22 protein-coding genes are annotated in these 18,009 nt (G+C 31.3%); 2 read left to right on the top strand and 20 right to left on the bottom strand.

What is annotated here, in order from left to right; translation table 11 throughout:
* Positions 1 to 713 precede the first annotated feature (713 nt).
* The 15 genes from IEU88_RS11570 to IEU88_RS11505 all read right to left on the bottom strand — a co-directional run bounded on the left by IEU88_RS11570 (position 714) and on the right by IEU88_RS11505 (position 10,779).
* Complete coding sequence (locus tag IEU88_RS11570) at positions 714 to 1,214, bottom strand: AAA family ATPase (RefSeq protein WP_103373603.1); 501 nt, start codon at positions 1,212 to 1,214, stop codon at positions 714 to 716.
* Positions 1,215 to 1,349: 135 nt separating this feature from the next.
* A complete protein-coding gene (locus IEU88_RS11565) occupies positions 1,350 to 1,691 on the bottom strand; it encodes a sigma factor-like helix-turn-helix DNA-binding protein (protein ID WP_103373602.1) in 342 nt (113 codons plus the stop codon).
* Positions 1,688 to 2,002: a hypothetical protein gene (locus IEU88_RS11560; protein WP_103373601.1), complete on the bottom strand. Its 315-nt coding sequence runs from the start codon at positions 2,000 to 2,002 to the stop codon at positions 1,688 to 1,690. Before IEU88_RS11560 ends, IEU88_RS11565 begins: the two co-directional genes overlap by 4 nt.
* Positions 1,999 to 2,535, bottom strand: coding sequence for an encapsidation protein CP3 (locus IEU88_RS11555; protein WP_103373600.1), 537 nt, complete (start codon positions 2,533 to 2,535; stop codon positions 1,999 to 2,001). The genes IEU88_RS11560 and IEU88_RS11555 overlap by 4 nt, the downstream gene beginning before the upstream one ends.
* 26 nt (positions 2,536 to 2,561) lie before the next feature.
* A complete protein-coding gene (locus IEU88_RS11550) occupies positions 2,562 to 3,041 on the bottom strand; it encodes a phage terminase small subunit P27 family (protein ID WP_103373599.1) in 480 nt (159 codons plus the stop codon).
* Positions 3,042 to 4,433: 1,392 nt separating this feature from the next.
* Entirely contained in the window at positions 4,434 to 4,889 is a 456-nt protein-coding gene (locus tag IEU88_RS11545; protein WP_103373534.1) for a hypothetical protein, read from the bottom strand.
* Positions 4,890 to 4,900: 11 nt separating this feature from the next.
* Positions 4,901 to 5,530, bottom strand: a complete 630-nt coding sequence (locus IEU88_RS11540) for a hypothetical protein (RefSeq protein ID WP_103373535.1) — start codon at positions 5,528 to 5,530, stop codon at positions 4,901 to 4,903.
* Positions 5,490 to 5,699 carry a hypothetical protein gene (locus tag IEU88_RS13725; RefSeq protein WP_103373536.1) on the bottom strand — a complete coding sequence of 70 codons (210 nt, stop codon included), beginning with the start codon at positions 5,697 to 5,699 and terminating at the stop codon, positions 5,490 to 5,492. The genes IEU88_RS11540 and IEU88_RS13725 overlap by 41 nt, the downstream gene beginning before the upstream one ends.
* A gap of 12 nt (positions 5,700 to 5,711) precedes the next feature.
* Positions 5,712 to 6,176: a hypothetical protein gene (locus tag IEU88_RS11535; protein ID WP_103373537.1), complete on the bottom strand. Its 465-nt coding sequence runs from the start codon at positions 6,174 to 6,176 to the stop codon at positions 5,712 to 5,714.
* A gap of 533 nt (positions 6,177 to 6,709) precedes the next feature.
* Complete coding sequence (locus IEU88_RS11530) at positions 6,710 to 9,052, bottom strand: phage/plasmid primase, P4 family (protein WP_103373538.1); 2,343 nt, start codon at positions 9,050 to 9,052, stop codon at positions 6,710 to 6,712.
* 90 nt (positions 9,053 to 9,142) lie between these two features.
* Complete coding sequence (locus tag IEU88_RS11525) at positions 9,143 to 9,451, bottom strand: hypothetical protein (protein WP_103373539.1); 309 nt, start codon at positions 9,449 to 9,451, stop codon at positions 9,143 to 9,145.
* 1 nt (position 9,452) lies between these two features.
* On the bottom strand, positions 9,453 to 9,641 hold the full coding sequence (locus tag IEU88_RS11520) for a hypothetical protein (protein WP_103373540.1): 189 nt from the start codon (positions 9,639 to 9,641) through the stop codon (positions 9,453 to 9,455).
* Between the two features lie 9 nt (positions 9,642 to 9,650).
* Positions 9,651 to 9,911 (bottom strand): DUF771 domain-containing protein, encoded by a 261-nt coding sequence (locus IEU88_RS11515; protein ID WP_103373541.1) that lies wholly within the window; start codon positions 9,909 to 9,911, stop codon positions 9,651 to 9,653.
* A 16-nt stretch (positions 9,912 to 9,927) separates the two neighbouring features.
* Positions 9,928 to 10,551, bottom strand: coding sequence for a BRO-N domain-containing protein (locus tag IEU88_RS11510; RefSeq protein ID WP_103373542.1), 624 nt, complete (start codon positions 10,549 to 10,551; stop codon positions 9,928 to 9,930).
* A gap of 12 nt (positions 10,552 to 10,563) precedes the next feature.
* Complete coding sequence (locus IEU88_RS11505; protein WP_064263798.1) at positions 10,564 to 10,779, bottom strand: helix-turn-helix transcriptional regulator; 216 nt, start codon at positions 10,777 to 10,779, stop codon at positions 10,564 to 10,566.
* Positions 10,780 to 10,940: 161 nt separating this feature from the next.
* Between IEU88_RS11505 and IEU88_RS11500 the strand changes: the two genes are divergently transcribed.
* Both IEU88_RS11500 and IEU88_RS11495 read left to right on the top strand, forming a co-directional pair.
* A complete protein-coding gene (locus tag IEU88_RS11500; RefSeq protein WP_160148685.1) occupies positions 10,941 to 11,810 on the top strand; it encodes a helix-turn-helix domain-containing protein in 870 nt (289 codons plus the stop codon).
* A 9-nt stretch (positions 11,811 to 11,819) separates the two neighbouring features.
* The gene (locus IEU88_RS11495) at positions 11,820 to 12,869 is read left to right on the top strand and encodes a site-specific integrase (RefSeq protein ID WP_103373701.1); all 1,050 of its coding nucleotides are present in this window, start codon (positions 11,820 to 11,822) and stop codon (positions 12,867 to 12,869) included.
* Positions 12,870 to 13,284: 415 nt separating this feature from the next.
* Here the strand turns inward: IEU88_RS11495 and IEU88_RS11490 are convergent, their stop codons facing one another.
* The 5 genes from IEU88_RS11490 to rapZ all read right to left on the bottom strand — a co-directional run bounded on the left by IEU88_RS11490 (position 13,285) and on the right by rapZ (position 17,852).
* Positions 13,285 to 13,503, bottom strand: a complete 219-nt coding sequence (locus IEU88_RS11490) for a hypothetical protein (protein ID WP_096810666.1) — start codon at positions 13,501 to 13,503, stop codon at positions 13,285 to 13,287.
* A 138-nt stretch (positions 13,504 to 13,641) separates the two neighbouring features.
* Complete coding sequence (locus IEU88_RS11485; protein WP_096810667.1) at positions 13,642 to 14,487, bottom strand: YitT family protein; 846 nt, start codon at positions 14,485 to 14,487, stop codon at positions 13,642 to 13,644.
* A 479-nt stretch (positions 14,488 to 14,966) separates the two neighbouring features.
* Complete coding sequence (gene whiA, locus IEU88_RS11480) at positions 14,967 to 15,911, bottom strand: DNA-binding protein WhiA (protein WP_096810668.1); 945 nt, start codon at positions 15,909 to 15,911, stop codon at positions 14,967 to 14,969.
* A 47-nt stretch (positions 15,912 to 15,958) separates the two neighbouring features.
* On the bottom strand, positions 15,959 to 16,939 hold the full coding sequence (mgfK, locus tag IEU88_RS11475) for a gluconeogenesis morphogenetic factor MgfK (RefSeq protein WP_096810669.1): 981 nt from the start codon (positions 16,937 to 16,939) through the stop codon (positions 15,959 to 15,961).
* On the bottom strand, positions 16,926 to 17,852 hold the full coding sequence (gene rapZ / locus IEU88_RS11470; RefSeq protein WP_096810670.1) for an RNase adapter RapZ: 927 nt from the start codon (positions 17,850 to 17,852) through the stop codon (positions 16,926 to 16,928). Before rapZ ends, mgfK begins: the two co-directional genes overlap by 14 nt.
* Positions 17,853 to 18,009: the final 157 nt, after the last annotated feature.

Here is an 18,009-nt window from a genome sequence, read left to right as displayed (position 1 = left end):
TCGTAAAGAGACGCTGAATATATTTTAAGGCCAATCACAGTGGTTTGCGTGGCTTGAAAGCCTATTTATAATTTAACATATATTTTGCAGTTTAATCAAATAAAAAAAGAGCAGAGACGGGACATGTGCCTACTCAGTGTGATAAGAACTTAATATGGTCAGCAGTATTAACTAACTACTATTTTTATACCAAAAAAAGACACCTCTTTACGAGGTGTCGCCTACACTGTCTCTGATTTAAAAAGATATTTTGTCAAATATCTATACAAACGATAACATATTATTTTTAATAACACTATCTTTAACTAAAATTGCCCCATGCATCGCCTGCACATTTACCATTACCTGCTGAATTTCCAATTGTCATGTAGCAACTCTTTTCTTACTTTTCTATTTAGACGTAAAAAAGAGACAGCCGAATTAACGACTGTCTGTAAAACATTTTCAAGAAAATTCCCAAGAAAACCACTAAAATTGTATCATAAAAACATAAAAATAACCACCCAGTGACTAGCTGAGTGGTTTTAAAAATTATGTTGGGTTGACTAGACCCGAGATGATAACAATAAAAAGGAAACTTTTAACCTTGTTAGTACGTTCATTATACTACATTTACGCACAAAAAACAGGGCAGACACATCTACGTGCCTACCCTACAAGCAATATATTCACTTATATATTTATGTTAGTATCAAGACAAGCAGAAACGCGTTTCAACTCGTTTCATTCAAACCCAAATCTTCAAGTATATTTTTAATCATTTCATCTTTAGTAACATCTTCTTTTATAGCTTTTTCATTCTCCAAACCAATAAAATCTTTAGGCGTAAACCAAGATCTCATTTCCATTTCTCCAAAATCAGTAAACTCCTTAGATTCATGCCTTTTTAAAGTTTCTTCAAAAGATAAATCATAATAATAAGCTAATACTTTATCTGCTTGTTTCAATGAATTTCTCAACATAATACCATATTTATTTTCAGCTAAAATCCCCTCCAAAATTACATAGTCACAATTAGAAATACCATAACTTAATATATTTTCTATAAGAGCAATCGCTAAATTATTAGGTTTATCTCTAACATTAAGCATTTCTCTCCTTACATTATCTTGAGAAATCAAAAGATTACCTTGCCCTAAAATACTATGTAATTCTCTAGCTACAACTGATTTACCACTACCAGAATTACCTCTAATCAATATAACAACAGCCATAATATCAGTCCTCCAAAACTAAATTTTAATATATTCTACACAAATTTTTATTGCTTTATTCCAATTGGTTTATTGACGTTGAGCCTCGCAACAATTTTTTAATGATAACATAAAAAAAGGCAAACACATAAGTGCCTACCCTTCCACTATTTTATCCAACACCCTATCAAATACTTGTCTCACTCTCTCACCAGATACTTCAAATATACGTCCAACTTCTTTATAAGTCTTACCTTCTGCTAATAGCCAGAATATACAAAACTCTTTATCTGTGGCTGCTTTCTCAACTAGTGTTTCTATTTCGTTATAAAATATGCTTTCTTCAACATTGTTCTCTTCTATAGGCTCTACATCAACTTGACTATTCACACTAAAGAAGTCATCAATACTTGTATCCTCGTCACACTCTTTACTGTTATCTATTGTCTTATGGTAGTTTAATATAAACTGTTTAACAGTTTTCTTATCGTACCTCATACATACTCTACTGCCTTTGCAACACGTTTTAATATAACCTCTTTAGCATGCCTTAATGTTAATTCACTTATGCCTATCACATCAGCTATAACGTTCTCTGGATAGTTGTTATCGTCCCACCATGACAATTTAATAATCTGTTGTACTTTTATTTGGCTATTGTTGTATACCTCTGTAATACCTTTTACAATCGCTTTTAAGTTCATATATTGAATTTCATCTATATCCTGAGATTCGTTCTTATAAGTCTCTACCATGCTATGATAATTGCGCATATATCGTTCTAAAATTGGAAAGTCTACATCTGTCATATAACTAACTCCTCACGTTCTTGATTTAATGACGCTTTTGTTTCTACTAAAAAGTTTTGATATATTATTTCATTCTCTTTTTGACACTGTTTATTGCGTTCTAGACGCTTGTGATGGTGTATCTTATATAAATCTTCTTGCAGCTTATCTATCGTATTATGTGGTTTGTCACTACCATTAGATTTAAAGTATCTCATTACTTCATTTTGTTCTCTGGGTGTATAGCTATGAATGATTTTTTTCAATAAATTGAGTTTCTTAGTACTATTACGTTTAAAACGATCAAGCTCATCTTTTTGTTGTATTATCCATAGCACTAATTTCTCTAGAGGGTATGACACAGTTATTACGCCCTCAACCTCGTCGCAAGACATATGACTCATGTTCAAATGATACATCGCATCAATCTGTTCTTGTATAGTGCGAATTTTACTGTTAATCATCATCGGTGAGTATTGTGTTAGGAGTTCGTACTCTGTAATTTTAGGTTCTTCGTAATACCATAGAATGTTTTTACTTCTCTTTAAAACCATAATAGACCTCCCTAGAACTTTATAATTCATTCATCATCGTCATCATCCATACCGAAAATATCGAAAATTGATTTATCATTTTTAACCTCTTGCTTAGGTTCCAATATCTTTAATCTCGATTCGACTGTTAAACCTAACTTAGGGGCAATACTATTTAACTGTGATAATGCATCACGTTTAATGGTGTGATTCTGATTTAACTTTGTACCACGTTCAGTTTCTATAATCACATCGCTATTGTTCATACGCTTTGTAGCATTGATATAATCAGAATAAGCTTGGCAATATGTACTAACAAGCATTAGATCAAGACTAGCAACGGGCAATTCTTCTAGTAATGGATAAATTCTATGCCATTCATCTGTGGCTGTATCATCTAACCATTCTGGTGGTTCTGGTGTTAAAGATGTGAGTTGTCGCATTGCTTTTTCTGTATCTCGCTTTTTGTCCTGAGCTTCTTTCGTTAGTCTACTTTTCTGTTGTGATAACAATTTTCTTTGTGCCATCATATGTCATCTCCCTTTATTTTGACTTGATTTTTAAATTTAGTAGTTATTGTGGGGTCGTAAAATACCACGTCCTTAAAACTCGCTATTATTTCCCGAATTGACTTCTTTATTTCCCGCATTTTTACCTTTTCTTTTCAACTTTTGGTTACGTTTAAGACGGGCTCGTTTAATTCGTTTTCAAAAAGGCTGGGCGCAAATTCAACGCCCCCCTTTAAAATTAGAAATTATTTTTTTCAAATTTCATTTTCTTTTTTATAATCTCCAGTATTATTTTCACTGCCCGATTAAATTATCTATCCCATTAAATTTATTCATAGTATTTAATTCACACTTACTTTATTCAATTATATTTATCGCTAAAAACTTCGCTTTTAATCAGCCTATTTATTCACTTTTAATCTATCTATTTAAATAGCTTTCAGGCCTCATATAACAGTTTGTAACACTTAATATATAATCATCTATACATGAGCTGTATCACTCTCTAAATGGCTACAAACACCATTGTATATAAGCAAACCATTCACGCTTAGTCATAACGATTAGTAACTCGTTTGTGCTTCTCATATTGTTGTTACTTATCATCTAATCTAATAACAATAATTAATATTTATTTTTATTATTTGAAGTCAGAAACTTAATTTAGTTTTCGATTTACTTTTTAAATTTATTCTCACAAACTTTTTGTAATTCAAATCTCAATTTACTTTTGGATTCAACAATTATAATTTAATGATTGAACTTCACAATTGAATTGATTCAACAACAGAAATCATTTATCTTCAACTAAAAGTTTTATCTTCTGAGCTCAATCATCAATGAAACTTAACAGAAGAACATCAACAAATGAATTAACTTAAACAATTAATCTTAATTGATTAATCATTCTTAATTCGAAATCAAATAACAATTACAATTTGTTTCTTCTTTTTGAATGTTGATGAACAATCACAATGAAACTTCTAGATGAACTATCTTATTAGTTGGATCTAATCCTCACACTTAAAGCAGCAACCTTATTAACTGTGTGTTTAATAGCCTGACCTTTAATATAGGTAGCTTAATCACTGTGTCCTTAATTGTGCAGTCTATTTATAACTATACCTTTAATATATTGATACGCTTTATATACATCTGCCCCATCTAACATAGCCTTACTTTCATCTAGCCTATCTGGTTACTTATAAGAAAAGACCACCACCAATAAAATAGTGATGGCCTTCGTCAACGTGCACAAGATTACACAGAACTAGAACCTAATGAAAATAATAAGGAGTAATATACCCAATGGCTAATTTAGACTTTAATATTGAGCGCTCAGTATTAAAGATTTAAAATATCTTCAATATCTATATTATAACATGAACGCTATCATAAAGCCACTTCTCACTACTTAGTATTAATAGAAATCGCACGAATATTATTTACTTTTTCAATATGGTTATTGTGAATTGTTAAAGCATCTGAATAAATTTGTACACTCTTAATCTTGTTCTGCTGTACCAACTTCACAAATTCTTTCAGTATAGGTCTTTCATCAACAGTTATTGCTATACCTAAGATACCTTTGTTATTCAAAACAATGAGGTTCTCTCTTGAGATGGATGCGAGTATATTTCCCTGCATATTGTTATTCATCATCACGCACAATTTATCATTATCTTTAACATCATTCAAAGCACCTTTGCCTATCTCAACAGATTTAAAACTTTGATGTGTCGTATCTGCACCCTTTGTATCGCTGATTTCAGCCGATGCACCTTCTGTTAGTGCTTTAAACGTAATTCGATTCTTAGCGCTATTATATTTAATATTATGATCTGATTGTTTAATTGTTCTAAGCATAGGTTACCTCCTTACCACTGTTTATGGCCATAGTGATATTTTTGGAACTCATCACGAGAAACGGCATCTAATGCTTTCTCTAGTTTCCATGCATAGCCTCTTGGCGTTGTATCATGCTTATCTTTATCCAAATTAACTTCATGGTCGAAAATTTGCCCTTTATAATGATTGTAAGTTGCATTAGGCGCTAGTTTTTCGTGTTTAACATATTGTTCACGAGAAACACGGCGACCTGCCTCATTTTTGTTTTCGACCATTTTGCGATATACTTTCATAACTTCTTTCAGCTTATTATTCATTTCTTCTGATAATTTTTGATGTTCAGCCTTAAATTCTGACATTTCTCCGTTGTATGCCTTATAAAACTCTTCAAATTCTTCAGCAGTTACTTTGAAATCTTCTTCGTTCAATTTATCATCTAATTCTACCAACTCATTCTCTAAATCTGACTGTTGTCTCTTCAATTTAGTAGCTTCAGCATAATCGTCATTTTTACGATAATATTCTATTTTATGACTGATATCTTTAATACGTTCTGTTAATTGATTATATTCTTGCTTGAGCTTTTTAGATCTAACACCTTTATCATAGATTTGGTTATCAAAGATATTGATTGTATTGTCTTGTACTGTTTTTGTCATAATTAAATTCCTTCTTTCGATTTTGATTTATAATTCGTTTTATTTCGTTAAAGTCTTTCTCTTTTCTAGTGTGTTGTTTAATCAATGAATTAATATATCTATTCGATACATTGTTCACATGGGTAGGTAAACGAGCTAGAATCTGATGTGCTATCCGTTTGTGATTCATGGAAACACTCCCTTAACTTATTTTCTGTGTATTACCTTTAATATGGTGTGTCGGCATAACATAGTGACTATTTCTATCAATTTCTAACATACGTTTACCATCTCTGTATTTCTGCCAATATTTAGCATCTGCAGTGAGTTTATTAATTTCATCTAGTAAATAATTAATCGCTAAATGATCACCACGTAAATATATTGTCATATGCCCTACACTGTTATAGTTGAGTTTCAAATTGTATCCTCTTAACCACAAGAAGATTGATTCAGTGTTTAACCTTGATTGCAGCGTTGCCTGTCCTAAACCCGACAAACACCAATCACATGTTATAAAGTCTATTTCTAAATAGTGATACTTGCCCTGCGTTTTATAGATGTGACAAATGGGTTTGTTAACAATTTCTAAATTCTTAAAGTCATTAAAGTGAAGTTTCTTATTATTTAATTTGAATGGATCAGTTGGTATTAAATGTTTCACCATAATTTATAATCCTCCTATTTTGAAATATTTAATAAATTAATGCATTAACCACGCGATGTACATTATTATTAGTACTTACTGTTCCAAATCTATTGCCACTGTTGTATAGGTATCTCATGTTCTCATTCTCCTTTTGTCCGTTTATTAATTTAGTTCGTGCACAAAAACACCACTTCGTGCACACCTTACTCAGTTCGTGCACACCTCTAATCCTTACTCTCACAAGGGGTTAGGTGCTTTGCTGTGCACGTGTGCACCAAATTCCAGAAAAAACTTCTTATTTATTAATGTGCTACTTTTTGATTATTTTATATATTAACTTCTTAAATTTTTAAAGTTCGTGCACAGTAATAGGTTTAAACCCTGTAATACCAACAGTTTGAAGGTGAGCACGAGTTAAAATATTTCATGCACAGGAACTTATAAAATTGTGACTAAATCCCTTTCAAACACTGTTATATCAAGCTATTTCAGCTGTGCACGAAATTTTTGTTTGTATTGCTATTTCATGCACAGTTTCATGCACACCTCATTTACATTGCTTTTAAATTTGTATTTATATATGAATTTTTTTGTTCACCATGTGGTAAAAGTGTAGGCTCAAAATAGCCTATCTTAGCTTGCAAAGCATTTACTGAATAATATCTTGGTCTCTCAACTTTCCAACTTTTATCAAGATATCTTTCGAAACTTTTACAAAACTTCCTTTCTGAAAGTGGTCTGTATCCACCATGTTCACAAAAAAGTTTGTATCTGTAATACACAACTGCTTTAGGTACTTTATCGATATTCCACTTATCAAACTCTGTTACTTTAAAATCATATACTGGGTCATTGTCTTGGATATATTCTTTTAATAATTCAGCTGATACTCTAGGAAGAATAAACTTATTGAAATTTAAATTAATTGCTTTATTAAGCACATATTCAAGCACCTTTTTATCAGTAAGATATTTTTCTTTGATATCTGGATTTTCTCTTTTACCGTTGAAATCTGCGTTAAATGGCACTATTAAAAGTCGTCTATTCGTACCACCAGTTTTATTTTTAAATCTGGGCATGCCATTGGTTGACTGAATTACAGTAGTTCTAAAAATTGTACGATATGGTTGCTTATTCTTTATATTTACAAGAACGGAATCACCTGTAACTACACTATTAAAATTTGAACTATCCTCAATATTTACGCCGACTGGCACATCATCACCAATTACAAGGGTTTTACCTTCCAATACACTTAATTTGAACTCTTGGTCAAATTCATTTACTTTCAAACTTGCTACATTATCAAAACCAATTAAATTAGAAAGTAATTCTTGAAAAGTTCCTTTACCATTATTACCATCTCCCACAAGAAATATAGCTTTTTTTCGTGTGTAGTTTCCGTTTAATGAATCGTTAATTACTTGCCATAATAATGTAAAAACTTCTCTATCACCGCACGCAACTTCATCTAACCAGTTATCGAAACTCCAACCATTAATTACAGGTTGTTTAGGGTTTCTCACGTAATTTGTATAAATTTTAGTAGTGAATACATATTTAGGTGTAAATTCTTCTAATCTCATAGTTTTTCGGTTAAATACACCATTATTAACTGGTATCAAATGTGGTTGATTTGTCTTTTCCACAACATCTACCATATTAATTAAATGATATATAACTTCCGAAGCCTTTTTATCATTGTGTTTAGGTTCTAACCAAGAAATAATGCGTTTAATAATCGTATAGTTCTGTGTATAAATACCTTTTTCACTTTGGTACATTGCAAGTTTTGTATTTTCTTCTAAATCAAATATCACAAATTTTATTACATCATTAAGTAATACGGCACATCTATTCGAGCTAATTGTTTGGGGCGGTCGACCGGACGCTTCTCCATTTTCTTTAGCTTTTTCAAATTCAGCTTTCATAAATGCTAATTCTTCTTTTCGCATTTGCGATATTGTATATCTAAGCGATTGACCTGTACCTCTCGAATTAGGCTCATAAATCGTTTCTTGATTTGCAATAGCTGTATCTAATTCGTTATTCCCCCAAGTTGAATTGCCACGAGATTCATTCCACTTATCGGTAAGATTATTGTATGTTAAAAATATTCTCTCCATTTGTGACTTATCTCTACCAGTATAAAAGGCTAATACTCTTAATAAACTTTGCACTGCTTCGCTAGGACTATCGAAAATGTCCTCATAATCACCAGCAAGCAATTTTTTATATTTACTTTTTTTAGTCATCATTCTAACAATTTCATCATCTGTAAAAACACTACTACCAGTTTTAGCTATGTTTATATTTTGTTTTTTAGATTCTGCTTTAAAATAACGTTCAACGATGTTATCTATTACAGGTTGTTCATCACAAATTTCACTTTGTCCGATTGAATGACCCGTAACAGTCATAAAACGTCCTGTATCATATAATTCAATGTCTAAATCTGTACGTTTCTTTTTACGATTATCTGGTAATGTACCTTTAAAAAAACAGTGTAACCCAGTGCCACTTGGAGATAATTCGCAATAGGTTAATTCGGTCATTTCTATTGCTAGATCAGTTTGTAATTGACCTGTATCAGGGTGGACTGCATCATCTACATCTAAACAAATATAATTATCATTATTACTTAATACAAAACCTATGCCATTATATTGTTTATCGCTATCAAAGAGTGAAACTACATCTTGAAATTTAACCCATGTATTAGTATTTGTAGAACTTGCTTTATAACCTTGTGTACTATACGGTACTTTCTTATATTGTTGTTGCTTACTATCCCATTCCGCGCACCATAATACCCACTGTGGCATTTCTTTTATTTCTTCGGGTATTTCTAGCGCATTTACTTCTACAATTTTATCTAATGTTGTTATAGCCACATAAAGCCCCCTTTTCTTTAAAATTTGTAGATACTTTTCTTTGTATTTGCTATAATTAGAAATATAAGTATTTTGTTAACTCTTTAGTTCCTACGCATTATCTTCGGTTTGGTCGCTGCGAGATAGTGCGTTTTTTTCTTGATTAATATCTGCTCGAATGTCATCATGCATTGTCTCAATGTCACGTCTGATTGCTAATAAAGTGCTTGAAATAATATAATTTGTTTTCATATTATTATTAATAGCTTGGTAATAATAAGGGTCGTTATTTCTGATTGCACAGTCTCTTTCAATTTTTAATTCATCATTTTCTGAACAAACAAAATCTAATACACTTTGCACCTTATTTATCAAATCTGCATATTCTACTGTTTCTTCTACTTTTTCTGAATAATTCATATTATTTTTCCTCCATTATGTTTTTATATTTACGTCTGATTCTTCTATCGTCCAAACTATCTTTAATTACCATTGATATAAGTGCTAGTGAAGTATATAAAGCCAAAGCATTGAATATATCTTCCGTATAGAAACCTACTGCTGTTGAAGTTGTGGCGCTAAGTGCTATTAATCCGATAAATATTTTCATTCTATCCTCCTAGGAATTATATATTTCGTTAAAATTTTTCTTAATATATTCTTTCATTGGTTCTGCTAAAAACTTGTAATGATCTGCTTGTGATTTAGGTTCATGTACATACTTTTCAATGTCCTTTTTAAACCTTGGATTAAGCAAAAGTTTTTTCATAACTGAATTCCTTGATAATTGCATGTGTGACTGTAAATCTTTGAATGACCACACAAGTTTAGGTTCATTGATAATTACAACACCTTCATTTTCTTGTAGTTGTTCATGCATCATTTTCACTTCCTTATTAAGCAATTGCTTGTGTATTTAAATATTTATTGTAGATAGTTTTGCTGACTGAAATATCTAAACCAAATTTGTTAATAGAAGTCATTAAATCGACTGTGTCATCTAAAATTTGTTGACGAATAATTAACATATCTTCACTCATTTGTTCTTTTTTCAAAGCTTTATCATAACCAAATAATGTTGAAACACATTTATTGACTACAGTCGCACATTTTATATAGCTAATCTTTTGGGGATTAGATAAACCTTGTTGCAAAACATCCATTGCTTTTCGTTGATGTTGCTTATCCATTAAATGAAATACTTCATGTTGTTTTAATCCGATTGATTGTCTTAACTCTCTAATAACTTGCTTAACCCATTTTTTAAATTCTTGAGCTTCATTACGTCTACTATTCCAAATAGCTTCGTAAATACCTACTTCTGAAATAATTACAGCTTTTTGCTTACCTTTAAGGGTGTCCACATTATGGACGGCCTTTTCTGACACATCTAATAATCTAGTCATATGTGGAGTATGTGAATACCCTAATGCTTTTGCAACGTCTCCAGCTATTGCCCAATATTCCCCGTCTTTTTCAATAAAACGAATTTCTTTACCGTCAAAAAATTGTTTAACCATCGAACTTCCTCCTCACACTTTTTCTTTCATTTCAAATATTTCAGATACATCAACATTCAATGTATTTGCAATTTTAATTGCCATTATTTCAGAAGGTAGTGTTTTACCATTAATAATTCTTGAAAAATAACTTCTTTCAATCGGTACTTTTCTACATAAATCAGATTGATTCATATTATTCTTTACAAGAAGAATCAATAAATCTTTTTTACGAATTGAATATTCCAAAAAATCACCTCTTCCAAATTGTAAAACGTTTCATACTGTTTTACTGTTTTAATATATTTATATCTTACCAACATTCTTGATAAAGCACAAGGGGTTTGCTTAATTTTGTTTCAAATTGTTTTAATGTTTCAAAAATGGTAAAATGCATGAGAGGTGATAATATGGCATTAAACGAAATGTTAAAAAATTTAAGAAAAAGTAAAAACTATTCTCTAAGAGAACTTTCTGAAGCGAGTAATGTTTCACATTCATATATATATAGATTAGAGGATGGAAAGGTAAAGCATCCTGATAAAGAAAAATTATTAGCAATTGCTTTTACTTTAGATCCAACAAATAAAGATGATACCTATTTAAAAATGTTGAAGTCAGCAAGTTTAGATTGTTCAAATGCAGAAAATGAATTAAACGAGTACACTCAAAAACAACTTGATAAAATCAGTGATTATAAAGAAATAACAAATGAAGTAATTAATGGGATGAAAACTTTCAATAATTACATGAGAGTAGTTAAGGGGCAAAAAGGACAAAAAGCAAAAGAAATAATAGAGTTGGATGAGCCATATTTAGATATAAGATGGTTATTAACTCAAAATAAATATTCTATATATTATGGTGAAGATCCTATCAAAAATGCAGTTGGTTCAGAATTTCTTGGAAATGTTTTTATAATAAATGACGATGAAAAACATAGAATGCTAAATGAGTTAGATTCATTAAAGATACATTTTGAAAAAGAAAGAGAATATGAATTATACGAATTAGAAAAGAATCATGAAATTAGAAAAATCAAAAAACAAAATGACGAATACCAACTAATATTCGATTTATTAAAAAATAATATAAATGATAGCAATGTGCTCATGGAAAGGTTAGCCTCAATAGAAGGAAGCAGAGAAATATTTAATGCTAAGGAATTTCACGAAGAAATAGAGAAGGCAGTAGAACAACAAGACGCATTAAAATTACAACGTCTAGTGAGAATGACTACAATAAATGAATTGAAACAATACTTGTCAGAACAAAATTGAGGTGATTAAGTGGCATACATTGAAAAACGAGGTAAAACATGGAGATATTCAATCTCATATGTAGACGATGAAGGTAACCGTAAAAAAGTTCAAAAAGGTGGTTATCGTACTAAACAAGAAGCTAAACGAATTGCAGAAGATTTAGAGTATAAAATGAGAAATGGATATGCTGTAAGTAATGATATAACATTTGCAGATTATTTTTATCAATGGTATGAAGTTAATAAACTACCACACGTATCAGAATCAACTAAAAGACATTATGAATCTGCATACAAGCATATTAAGGAGCATTTTAGGCACAAGTTATTAAAAGATATTAAACGTACTGAATATCAAAAGTTTCTCAATGAGTACGGTTTAACGCACAGTTATGAAACGATTAGAAAGTTAAATAGTTATATACGTAATGCATTCGATGATGCTATACATGAAGGTTATGTTATTAAAAACCCTACATACAAAGCAGAATTACACGCATCTATTCCAGCCAAAACAGAAGAAATGAAATTTATTAATGAATCTGAATTCAAAAAGCTTAAACATTATTTTGAACAAAAAAATACCACCTCATCACTTGTGCTATTAGTAGCACTTGCAACAGGTGGTAGATTTTCAGAAATTGCTAAATTGAAACGTGAAGATCTGGATATTAAAAATAATAAAATTCATTTAAGAGGTACCAAGACCGAAACATCAGACAGAGTAATAAGTATTGATGCAGTAACTATGAAACGTATTCAATCATTTATTGATTCACGACCTACTAATATCAGTGGTTACATCTTTACTGTTGATGGTAAAACAATAACAAATGCTGCTGTAAACAAAGTACTGAGAAAAGCATGTGATAATCTAAATATAAAAGAGATAACTATTCACTCGCTAAGACACAGTTTCTGTTCTATACTCATACATCATGGCTTTTCAATACTATATATATCAAAACATTTAGGACATTCCAACCCAGCCACAACACAATCCATTTACTCCCACCTACTTCAAGAAACTTACGAGCGTGAAGATGAAAAAGCAATGAAATTATTAGAAACTATTTAAGCCACTTAATTATAAATATTAGGTGGTTTTTTATTATAATTTATTTTCCAGTCCCCAAATAGCCCCCACAATGCAAAACAAAAGCTTATATAACAGCGTTTAATCACTTTATAATATGCCCTTCGAGGGGACTTAAGTATAGGCTATTTAATATTACCGATATCACAATGGATTATAATACTGTGATACCGGTAATATTATGCTTTTCATTATCATACGTTTTAGCTGCGCATCTTCGTAAAATTCTTACTTATTATACAAATAAACGATTATTTTAACTCCACAGCCACTCCGATTGCTTAGCATATAATATATTTTATAGCTTTAGAAAACTTGGAAATAGTGGATAGAATCATATTTTATGGTATGAATTATTTTAAATTACATCATTCTTTTTTATTTTGGTTTGGCCAATTTAATCAGCTTTCCTCACAATTTCTACTTTTATTGACATGATATTATTAACATTAATATATCTATCACTATCTTTTAAATAAAAATAATGATGTCTTTTAATTGCTGTTTCAAATCTTTTTAAAGCTAGTGCCGGGTCTATTTCCCATACATTCTCTACATATTCACAGAAGGCATTACCATCGTTAGCTTCGATTATAAATTTAAAAATATCATTCATCCATAGTCACCCTATATAATCATTATAAATATAATTATCCAACTAATTACGCCTTGATGCAATACAGACGCTCTTGTCAAATAGAAAAATCACTTTATGTTGCATCGCTGAACAAATGAATACAAAAATTTCACCTTTTTATTTCACGTTAATAAATGTACTACCTAAAACATCTCGCACGTCGTGAATAACGAGAAAGGCGTTTTCGTCTTCTTCGTGTACGAGTTTTTTCACTCTCGTTACTTGAGACTGGGGTACAACTACATATAGCATGGTTGTATCTGTCTTAGCATAGCCACCTTTCCCGGTTAAGAGCGTTGATCCTCGACCAGTAAAGGTATTAATTTTATCACTGATTACTTCATTCTTACTAGAAATAATTGTCACGCCTTTTTTAGGGTTGAAACCTTCAATTATAAATGACGTTGCGCGCTCAGTGATGAACAGCATAATAATTGTAAATAACACGTGTTTCAATGGCAACACCATTAAAAATGATAAAACAACGATGGCATCTAATATAAAAATACCTTGTGATGTTTTCATTTCTGTGTATTTACTAATGATTTTAGCAATTACAGATGTGCCTCCAAGTGTACTACCTGTTGAGATAACTAAACCAGCACCAATACCGATGATGGCACCACCAAAGACCGAGTTAATAACAAAATTATCGATACCGAGATTAATATTTTCAGTTAAATGTAAAAAGAAAGACAATGCAGTATTTGAAACCACTGTATAAATAGCAACCATTTTACTTAAAAATTTCCAACCAATAAAAACGACAATAGTATTTATTATTAATGACGTCCACGCAGGGGATAAACCAAAGGCATACAGTAAGGAAAGTGATATACCTACCGTACCACCATCACCTAAATCTGATCCAAGTAGGAAGCAGTTTACACCTATCGCATTAATAAATGTCCCCAGCAAGCATAAGATAATATTTTTGTAGTGTTTTTTGATAAATGCTGACATTCATTCACCCCTAATCTCTTCGAAAATAAATTACTATTTAAATATAGTATGGATTATATTAAAAAGAGAGCGGAATAGAAATCTTTTATCCAAAAAAGATAACATTATCCCGCCCCTGGCACTATTAGCTAGAAAAACACACAAATTAAAACGCTTGCCTAAGAACTGCTCATTTTCTTATGCATCTTATATGAGATGGGCGCATGCATAAGTATCACTAACTCAATAAAATGGCAAAGTGGTACTTTATAGAACCAATCGTTTTTTAAGTTAAATATGCGTGTATCGTCATTCCAGATAATTACTACCAAAGTGTATATGAAGCTTACATATTAATCTACATGAAAGCTTTATTCACACAAAAACTAATTCAATTATTATAATATTAATGTGTTATATTTATCAATGATATTTTTGCAATTTCTAAAATTGATGTATTCCACTCATGGTAAATTCTGTCGTCACGCATAGTCAAAATGTTATAATTCTATCGTTTCACCACTACGTATTTTATCGGCAATTTCATTTAGTTTTCTTAAACGATGATTTACACCAGATTTTGAAATGGCACCTGACGACATCATTTCACCTAATTCTTTAAGCGAAATTTCTTGATGCTCTATTCTTAACTTAGCTATTTCACGTAGTCTATCAGGTAGGTTATCTAAACCGATTTCTTGATCTATTAATTGAATACTTTCTACTTGTTTCATTGCCGCACTAACTGTTTTATTTAGGTTAGCAGTCTCACAGTTGACCAACCTATTAACAGAATTTCTCATATCTCTAACAATGCGTACATCTTCAAATTTCAGTAAGGCTTGATAACCGCCAATGAGACTTAAGAAATCTGAAATTTTTTCAGCTTCTTTTAAATAAGCTATACTACCTTTTTTACGTTCTAAGTGTTTCGCGTTGAGTTCATATGCATTCATTAGATTCGTAATACCTTCTGAATGATCCTCATATAATGAAAATATTTCCAAATGATAAGAAGAAGTCTCGGGGTTATTAACGGAACCACCAGCCAAAAACGCCCCGCGCAGATAGCTTCTTTTCATTTCATCCTCGCGAATCATAGAAGCGTCGATTTCATGTGTAAAAACTCCATTTTTTAGGATACCTAGCTCATCTAATATTTCTTTAGCACGTGCTTTAATTCTACAAATATAAATATTATTCTTTTTTAATTTCATTTTCTTTCTTACAAGTAGCTCCACTTCAACATTAAACACTTTTTTTATTAACGAGTATATACGTCTTGCTGTTGTAGCATTTTCAGTTTGCACATTAATAACAAATTGTTGGTTGGAAAGACTGAGTGCACCATTCATACGTATGAGCGCACTGAGCTCTGCTTTTGCATTTGTTTCATCTACTTCGATTCTAGTGAGTTCATTTTTCATTTCCGATGCAAAGCTCATACTGCTTCAGTCCCTTCTTATCTAAGTTTAACGCTTAGGTTATCTTTTTATCGCTTAAATTCTATTGTATCCGTCTCTCTCATTGCAATCTCATAAATCATTTTAGACAAGACTTCGGTATTATGTCTAACATAGTTTTCTTGGGATACTTCTACTAAATTAGGATGTGTAAAAACTTTTATATTTTGTGCTTCCATATCACTCATATTACATTTAACTGGTTCAGCACCATCTTCTTTATATCGTTTTAGGACATCAGCAGTAAAATTCTGTGTACTACATATGGCATAATTAATACAATTACGCCCCATGTGATTATGTATTGCATTAACATGATCTACCGCAGTGTAACGGTTAGTCTCACCTGGTTGGGTCATGACGTTAGATACATATAATTGAGGTGCATTACATTTTAATAACGATTCGGCGATACCTTTTACGCATAAATTAGAAATCACGCTTGTATATAATGAACCAGGTCCTAGTACGATTAAATCTGCTTCTTCGATTGCTTCAACAGCTTCTTCCATAGGTTCTACATCTTCTGGTTCTAAGAATACACGCTTAATTTTCTTATTCATTTTAGGTATATTGGATTCGCCGTAAACCATTTCACCATCTTCCATCACAGCATTTAAACTTACACTCGAATTTGTAGATGGTATAACACGGCCTCTAATATTTAAAATTTTACTTAATTCTTTTACTGCATGTCCAAAATCGTCATTCATATTCGTTAGTGCAGCAATTAACAAATTGCCTAATGAATGTCCTTCAACTTGATTTTCTTTAAAACGATATTGGAACAATCTTTCAATTGTTGTTTCAGAGTCACTTAATGCTGAAATTACGTTTCGTATATCTCCTGGCGCAGGTATATCCATTTCACTTCTGATTTTCCCGGTACTACCACCATCATCAGCAACAGTGACAATAGCCGTAATATCAATTGGAAAATCTTTTAATCCACGTGCTAAAACAGATAAACCTGTACCACCACCAATAAGTACAAGTTTAATTCTCTTCATTTTTTTGCTTCACGCCACTTTCAATATGAGCATCTCGATGACGCACATATACATTATAGTCAAAATTTTCATTTAGTTCTGTGCTAATCCGTTTAGCTAAAGCTACAGAACGGTGTTGGCCACCAGTACAACCAATAGCAATCACAAGTTGTGATTTACCTTCTTTTTTATAACCTGGTATCATAAATTTCAATAAATCCATTAATTTTTCATAAAAAATATTTGTCGTTTTCCACTTCATAACATAATTATACACCGCTTCATCGTCACCTGTTAATGGTCTTAATTCATCCACATAATGCGGATTGGGTAAAAACCTTACGTCAAACAATAAGTCTGCATCCATTGGGATACCGTGTTTAAAGCCAAAACTCGTCACATTGATATTAAACGTTTGGTAGTTACTTTGATTAAAATAGTCTCCAATACGCTTTCGAAGCTCTTTGGGTTTCATTGATGACGTATCAATTGTGTAATTGGCTAGGCTTTGAATCTCAGTTAATAAATTACGTTCTTCCTCAATTGCTTCAAGCAACGATCGCTGTCCTTGTTCATTTAATGGATGTGCACGTCTTGTTTCTTTATAACGAGAAATTAATTTTTCATTGGATGCTTCTAAAAACATCATATCAACAATAATATCTGAATTGCTTTTTATTTGATCTATTTCTTTAATTAGGGATTTAAAAAGTTCCTTTCCTCTTAAATCAATGGCAATAGCTACCTTTTGCAACGAAGGATTTCCTTGCCCCATCAATTCTACAAATTTCGGTAATAATATCGGTGGCAAATTATCTACACAAAAATAACCAATATCTTCTAAACTTTGAATTACTACAGACTTACCCGCACCTGACAAACCAGTTACCACTAATAATTCACTTTTAGTTACTTCCTTTTCTTCTCGTTGCATTACTTTACACCATCCAAAAATTATTTTTAAATATTCCAATTTGTCGTTTATTTGCTTTAAATCAAAAAGTTAACTTTTTATTATGGTCATTTATGACCACTATGCTATCATATTATATTTTACATGAAAAAGGACTTCGGTAGTAGTTTTATCACTT

The organism is Staphylococcus nepalensis, assembly GCF_014635045.1.
GTDB classification, from domain to species: Bacteria; Bacillota; Bacilli; order Staphylococcales; family Staphylococcaceae; genus Staphylococcus; species Staphylococcus nepalensis.
This window is presented reverse-complemented; position numbering and strand designations above follow the sequence as displayed.

What these genes read in the sequence shown, in the direction of transcription:
- IEU88_RS11570 (WP_103373603.1), bottom strand. Translation starts at nt 1,214, where the DNA reads ATGGCTGTTGTTATATTGATTAGAGGTAATTCTGGTAGTGGTAAATCA.
- IEU88_RS11565 (WP_103373602.1), bottom strand. Translation starts at nt 1,691, where the DNA reads ATGAGGTACGATAAGAAAACTGTTAAACAGTTTATATTAAACTACCAT.
- IEU88_RS11560 (WP_103373601.1), bottom strand. Translation starts at nt 2,002, where the DNA reads ATGACAGATGTAGACTTTCCAATTTTAGAACGATATATGCGCAATTAT.
- IEU88_RS11555 (WP_103373600.1), bottom strand. Translation starts at nt 2,535, where the DNA reads ATGGTTTTAAAGAGAAGTAAAAACATTCTATGGTATTACGAAGAACCT.
- IEU88_RS11550 (WP_103373599.1), bottom strand. Translation starts at nt 3,041, where the DNA reads ATGGCACAAAGAAAATTGTTATCACAACAGAAAAGTAGACTAACGAAA.
- IEU88_RS11545 (WP_103373534.1), bottom strand. Translation starts at nt 4,889, where the DNA reads ATGCTTAGAACAATTAAACAATCAGATCATAATATTAAATATAATAGC.
- IEU88_RS11540 (WP_103373535.1), bottom strand. Translation starts at nt 5,530, where the DNA reads ATGACAAAAACAGTACAAGACAATACAATCAATATCTTTGATAACCAA.
- IEU88_RS13725 (WP_103373536.1), bottom strand. Translation starts at nt 5,699, where the DNA reads ATGAATCACAAACGGATAGCACATCAGATTCTAGCTCGTTTACCTACC.
- IEU88_RS11535 (WP_103373537.1), bottom strand. Translation starts at nt 6,176, where the DNA reads ATGGTGAAACATTTAATACCAACTGATCCATTCAAATTAAATAATAAG.
- IEU88_RS11525 (WP_103373539.1), bottom strand. Translation starts at nt 9,451, where the DNA reads ATGAATTATTCAGAAAAAGTAGAAGAAACAGTAGAATATGCAGATTTG.
- IEU88_RS11520 (WP_103373540.1), bottom strand. Translation starts at nt 9,641, where the DNA reads ATGAAAATATTTATCGGATTAATAGCACTTAGCGCCACAACTTCAACA.
- IEU88_RS11515 (WP_103373541.1), bottom strand. Translation starts at nt 9,911, where the DNA reads ATGCATGAACAACTACAAGAAAATGAAGGTGTTGTAATTATCAATGAA.
- IEU88_RS11510 (WP_103373542.1), bottom strand. Translation starts at nt 10,551, where the DNA reads ATGGTTAAACAATTTTTTGACGGTAAAGAAATTCGTTTTATTGAAAAA.
- IEU88_RS11500 (WP_160148685.1), top strand. Translation starts at nt 10,941, where the DNA reads ATGGCATTAAACGAAATGTTAAAAAATTTAAGAAAAAGTAAAAACTAT.
- IEU88_RS11490 (WP_096810666.1), bottom strand. Translation starts at nt 13,503, where the DNA reads ATGAATGATATTTTTAAATTTATAATCGAAGCTAACGATGGTAATGCC.
- IEU88_RS11485 (WP_096810667.1), bottom strand. Translation starts at nt 14,487, where the DNA reads ATGTCAGCATTTATCAAAAAACACTACAAAAATATTATCTTATGCTTG.
- whiA (WP_096810668.1), bottom strand. Translation starts at nt 15,911, where the DNA reads ATGAGCTTTGCATCGGAAATGAAAAATGAACTCACTAGAATCGAAGTA.
- mgfK (WP_096810669.1), bottom strand. Translation starts at nt 16,939, where the DNA reads ATGAAGAGAATTAAACTTGTACTTATTGGTGGTGGTACAGGTTTATCT.
- rapZ (WP_096810670.1), bottom strand. Translation starts at nt 17,852, where the DNA reads ATGCAACGAGAAGAAAAGGAAGTAACTAAAAGTGAATTATTAGTGGTA.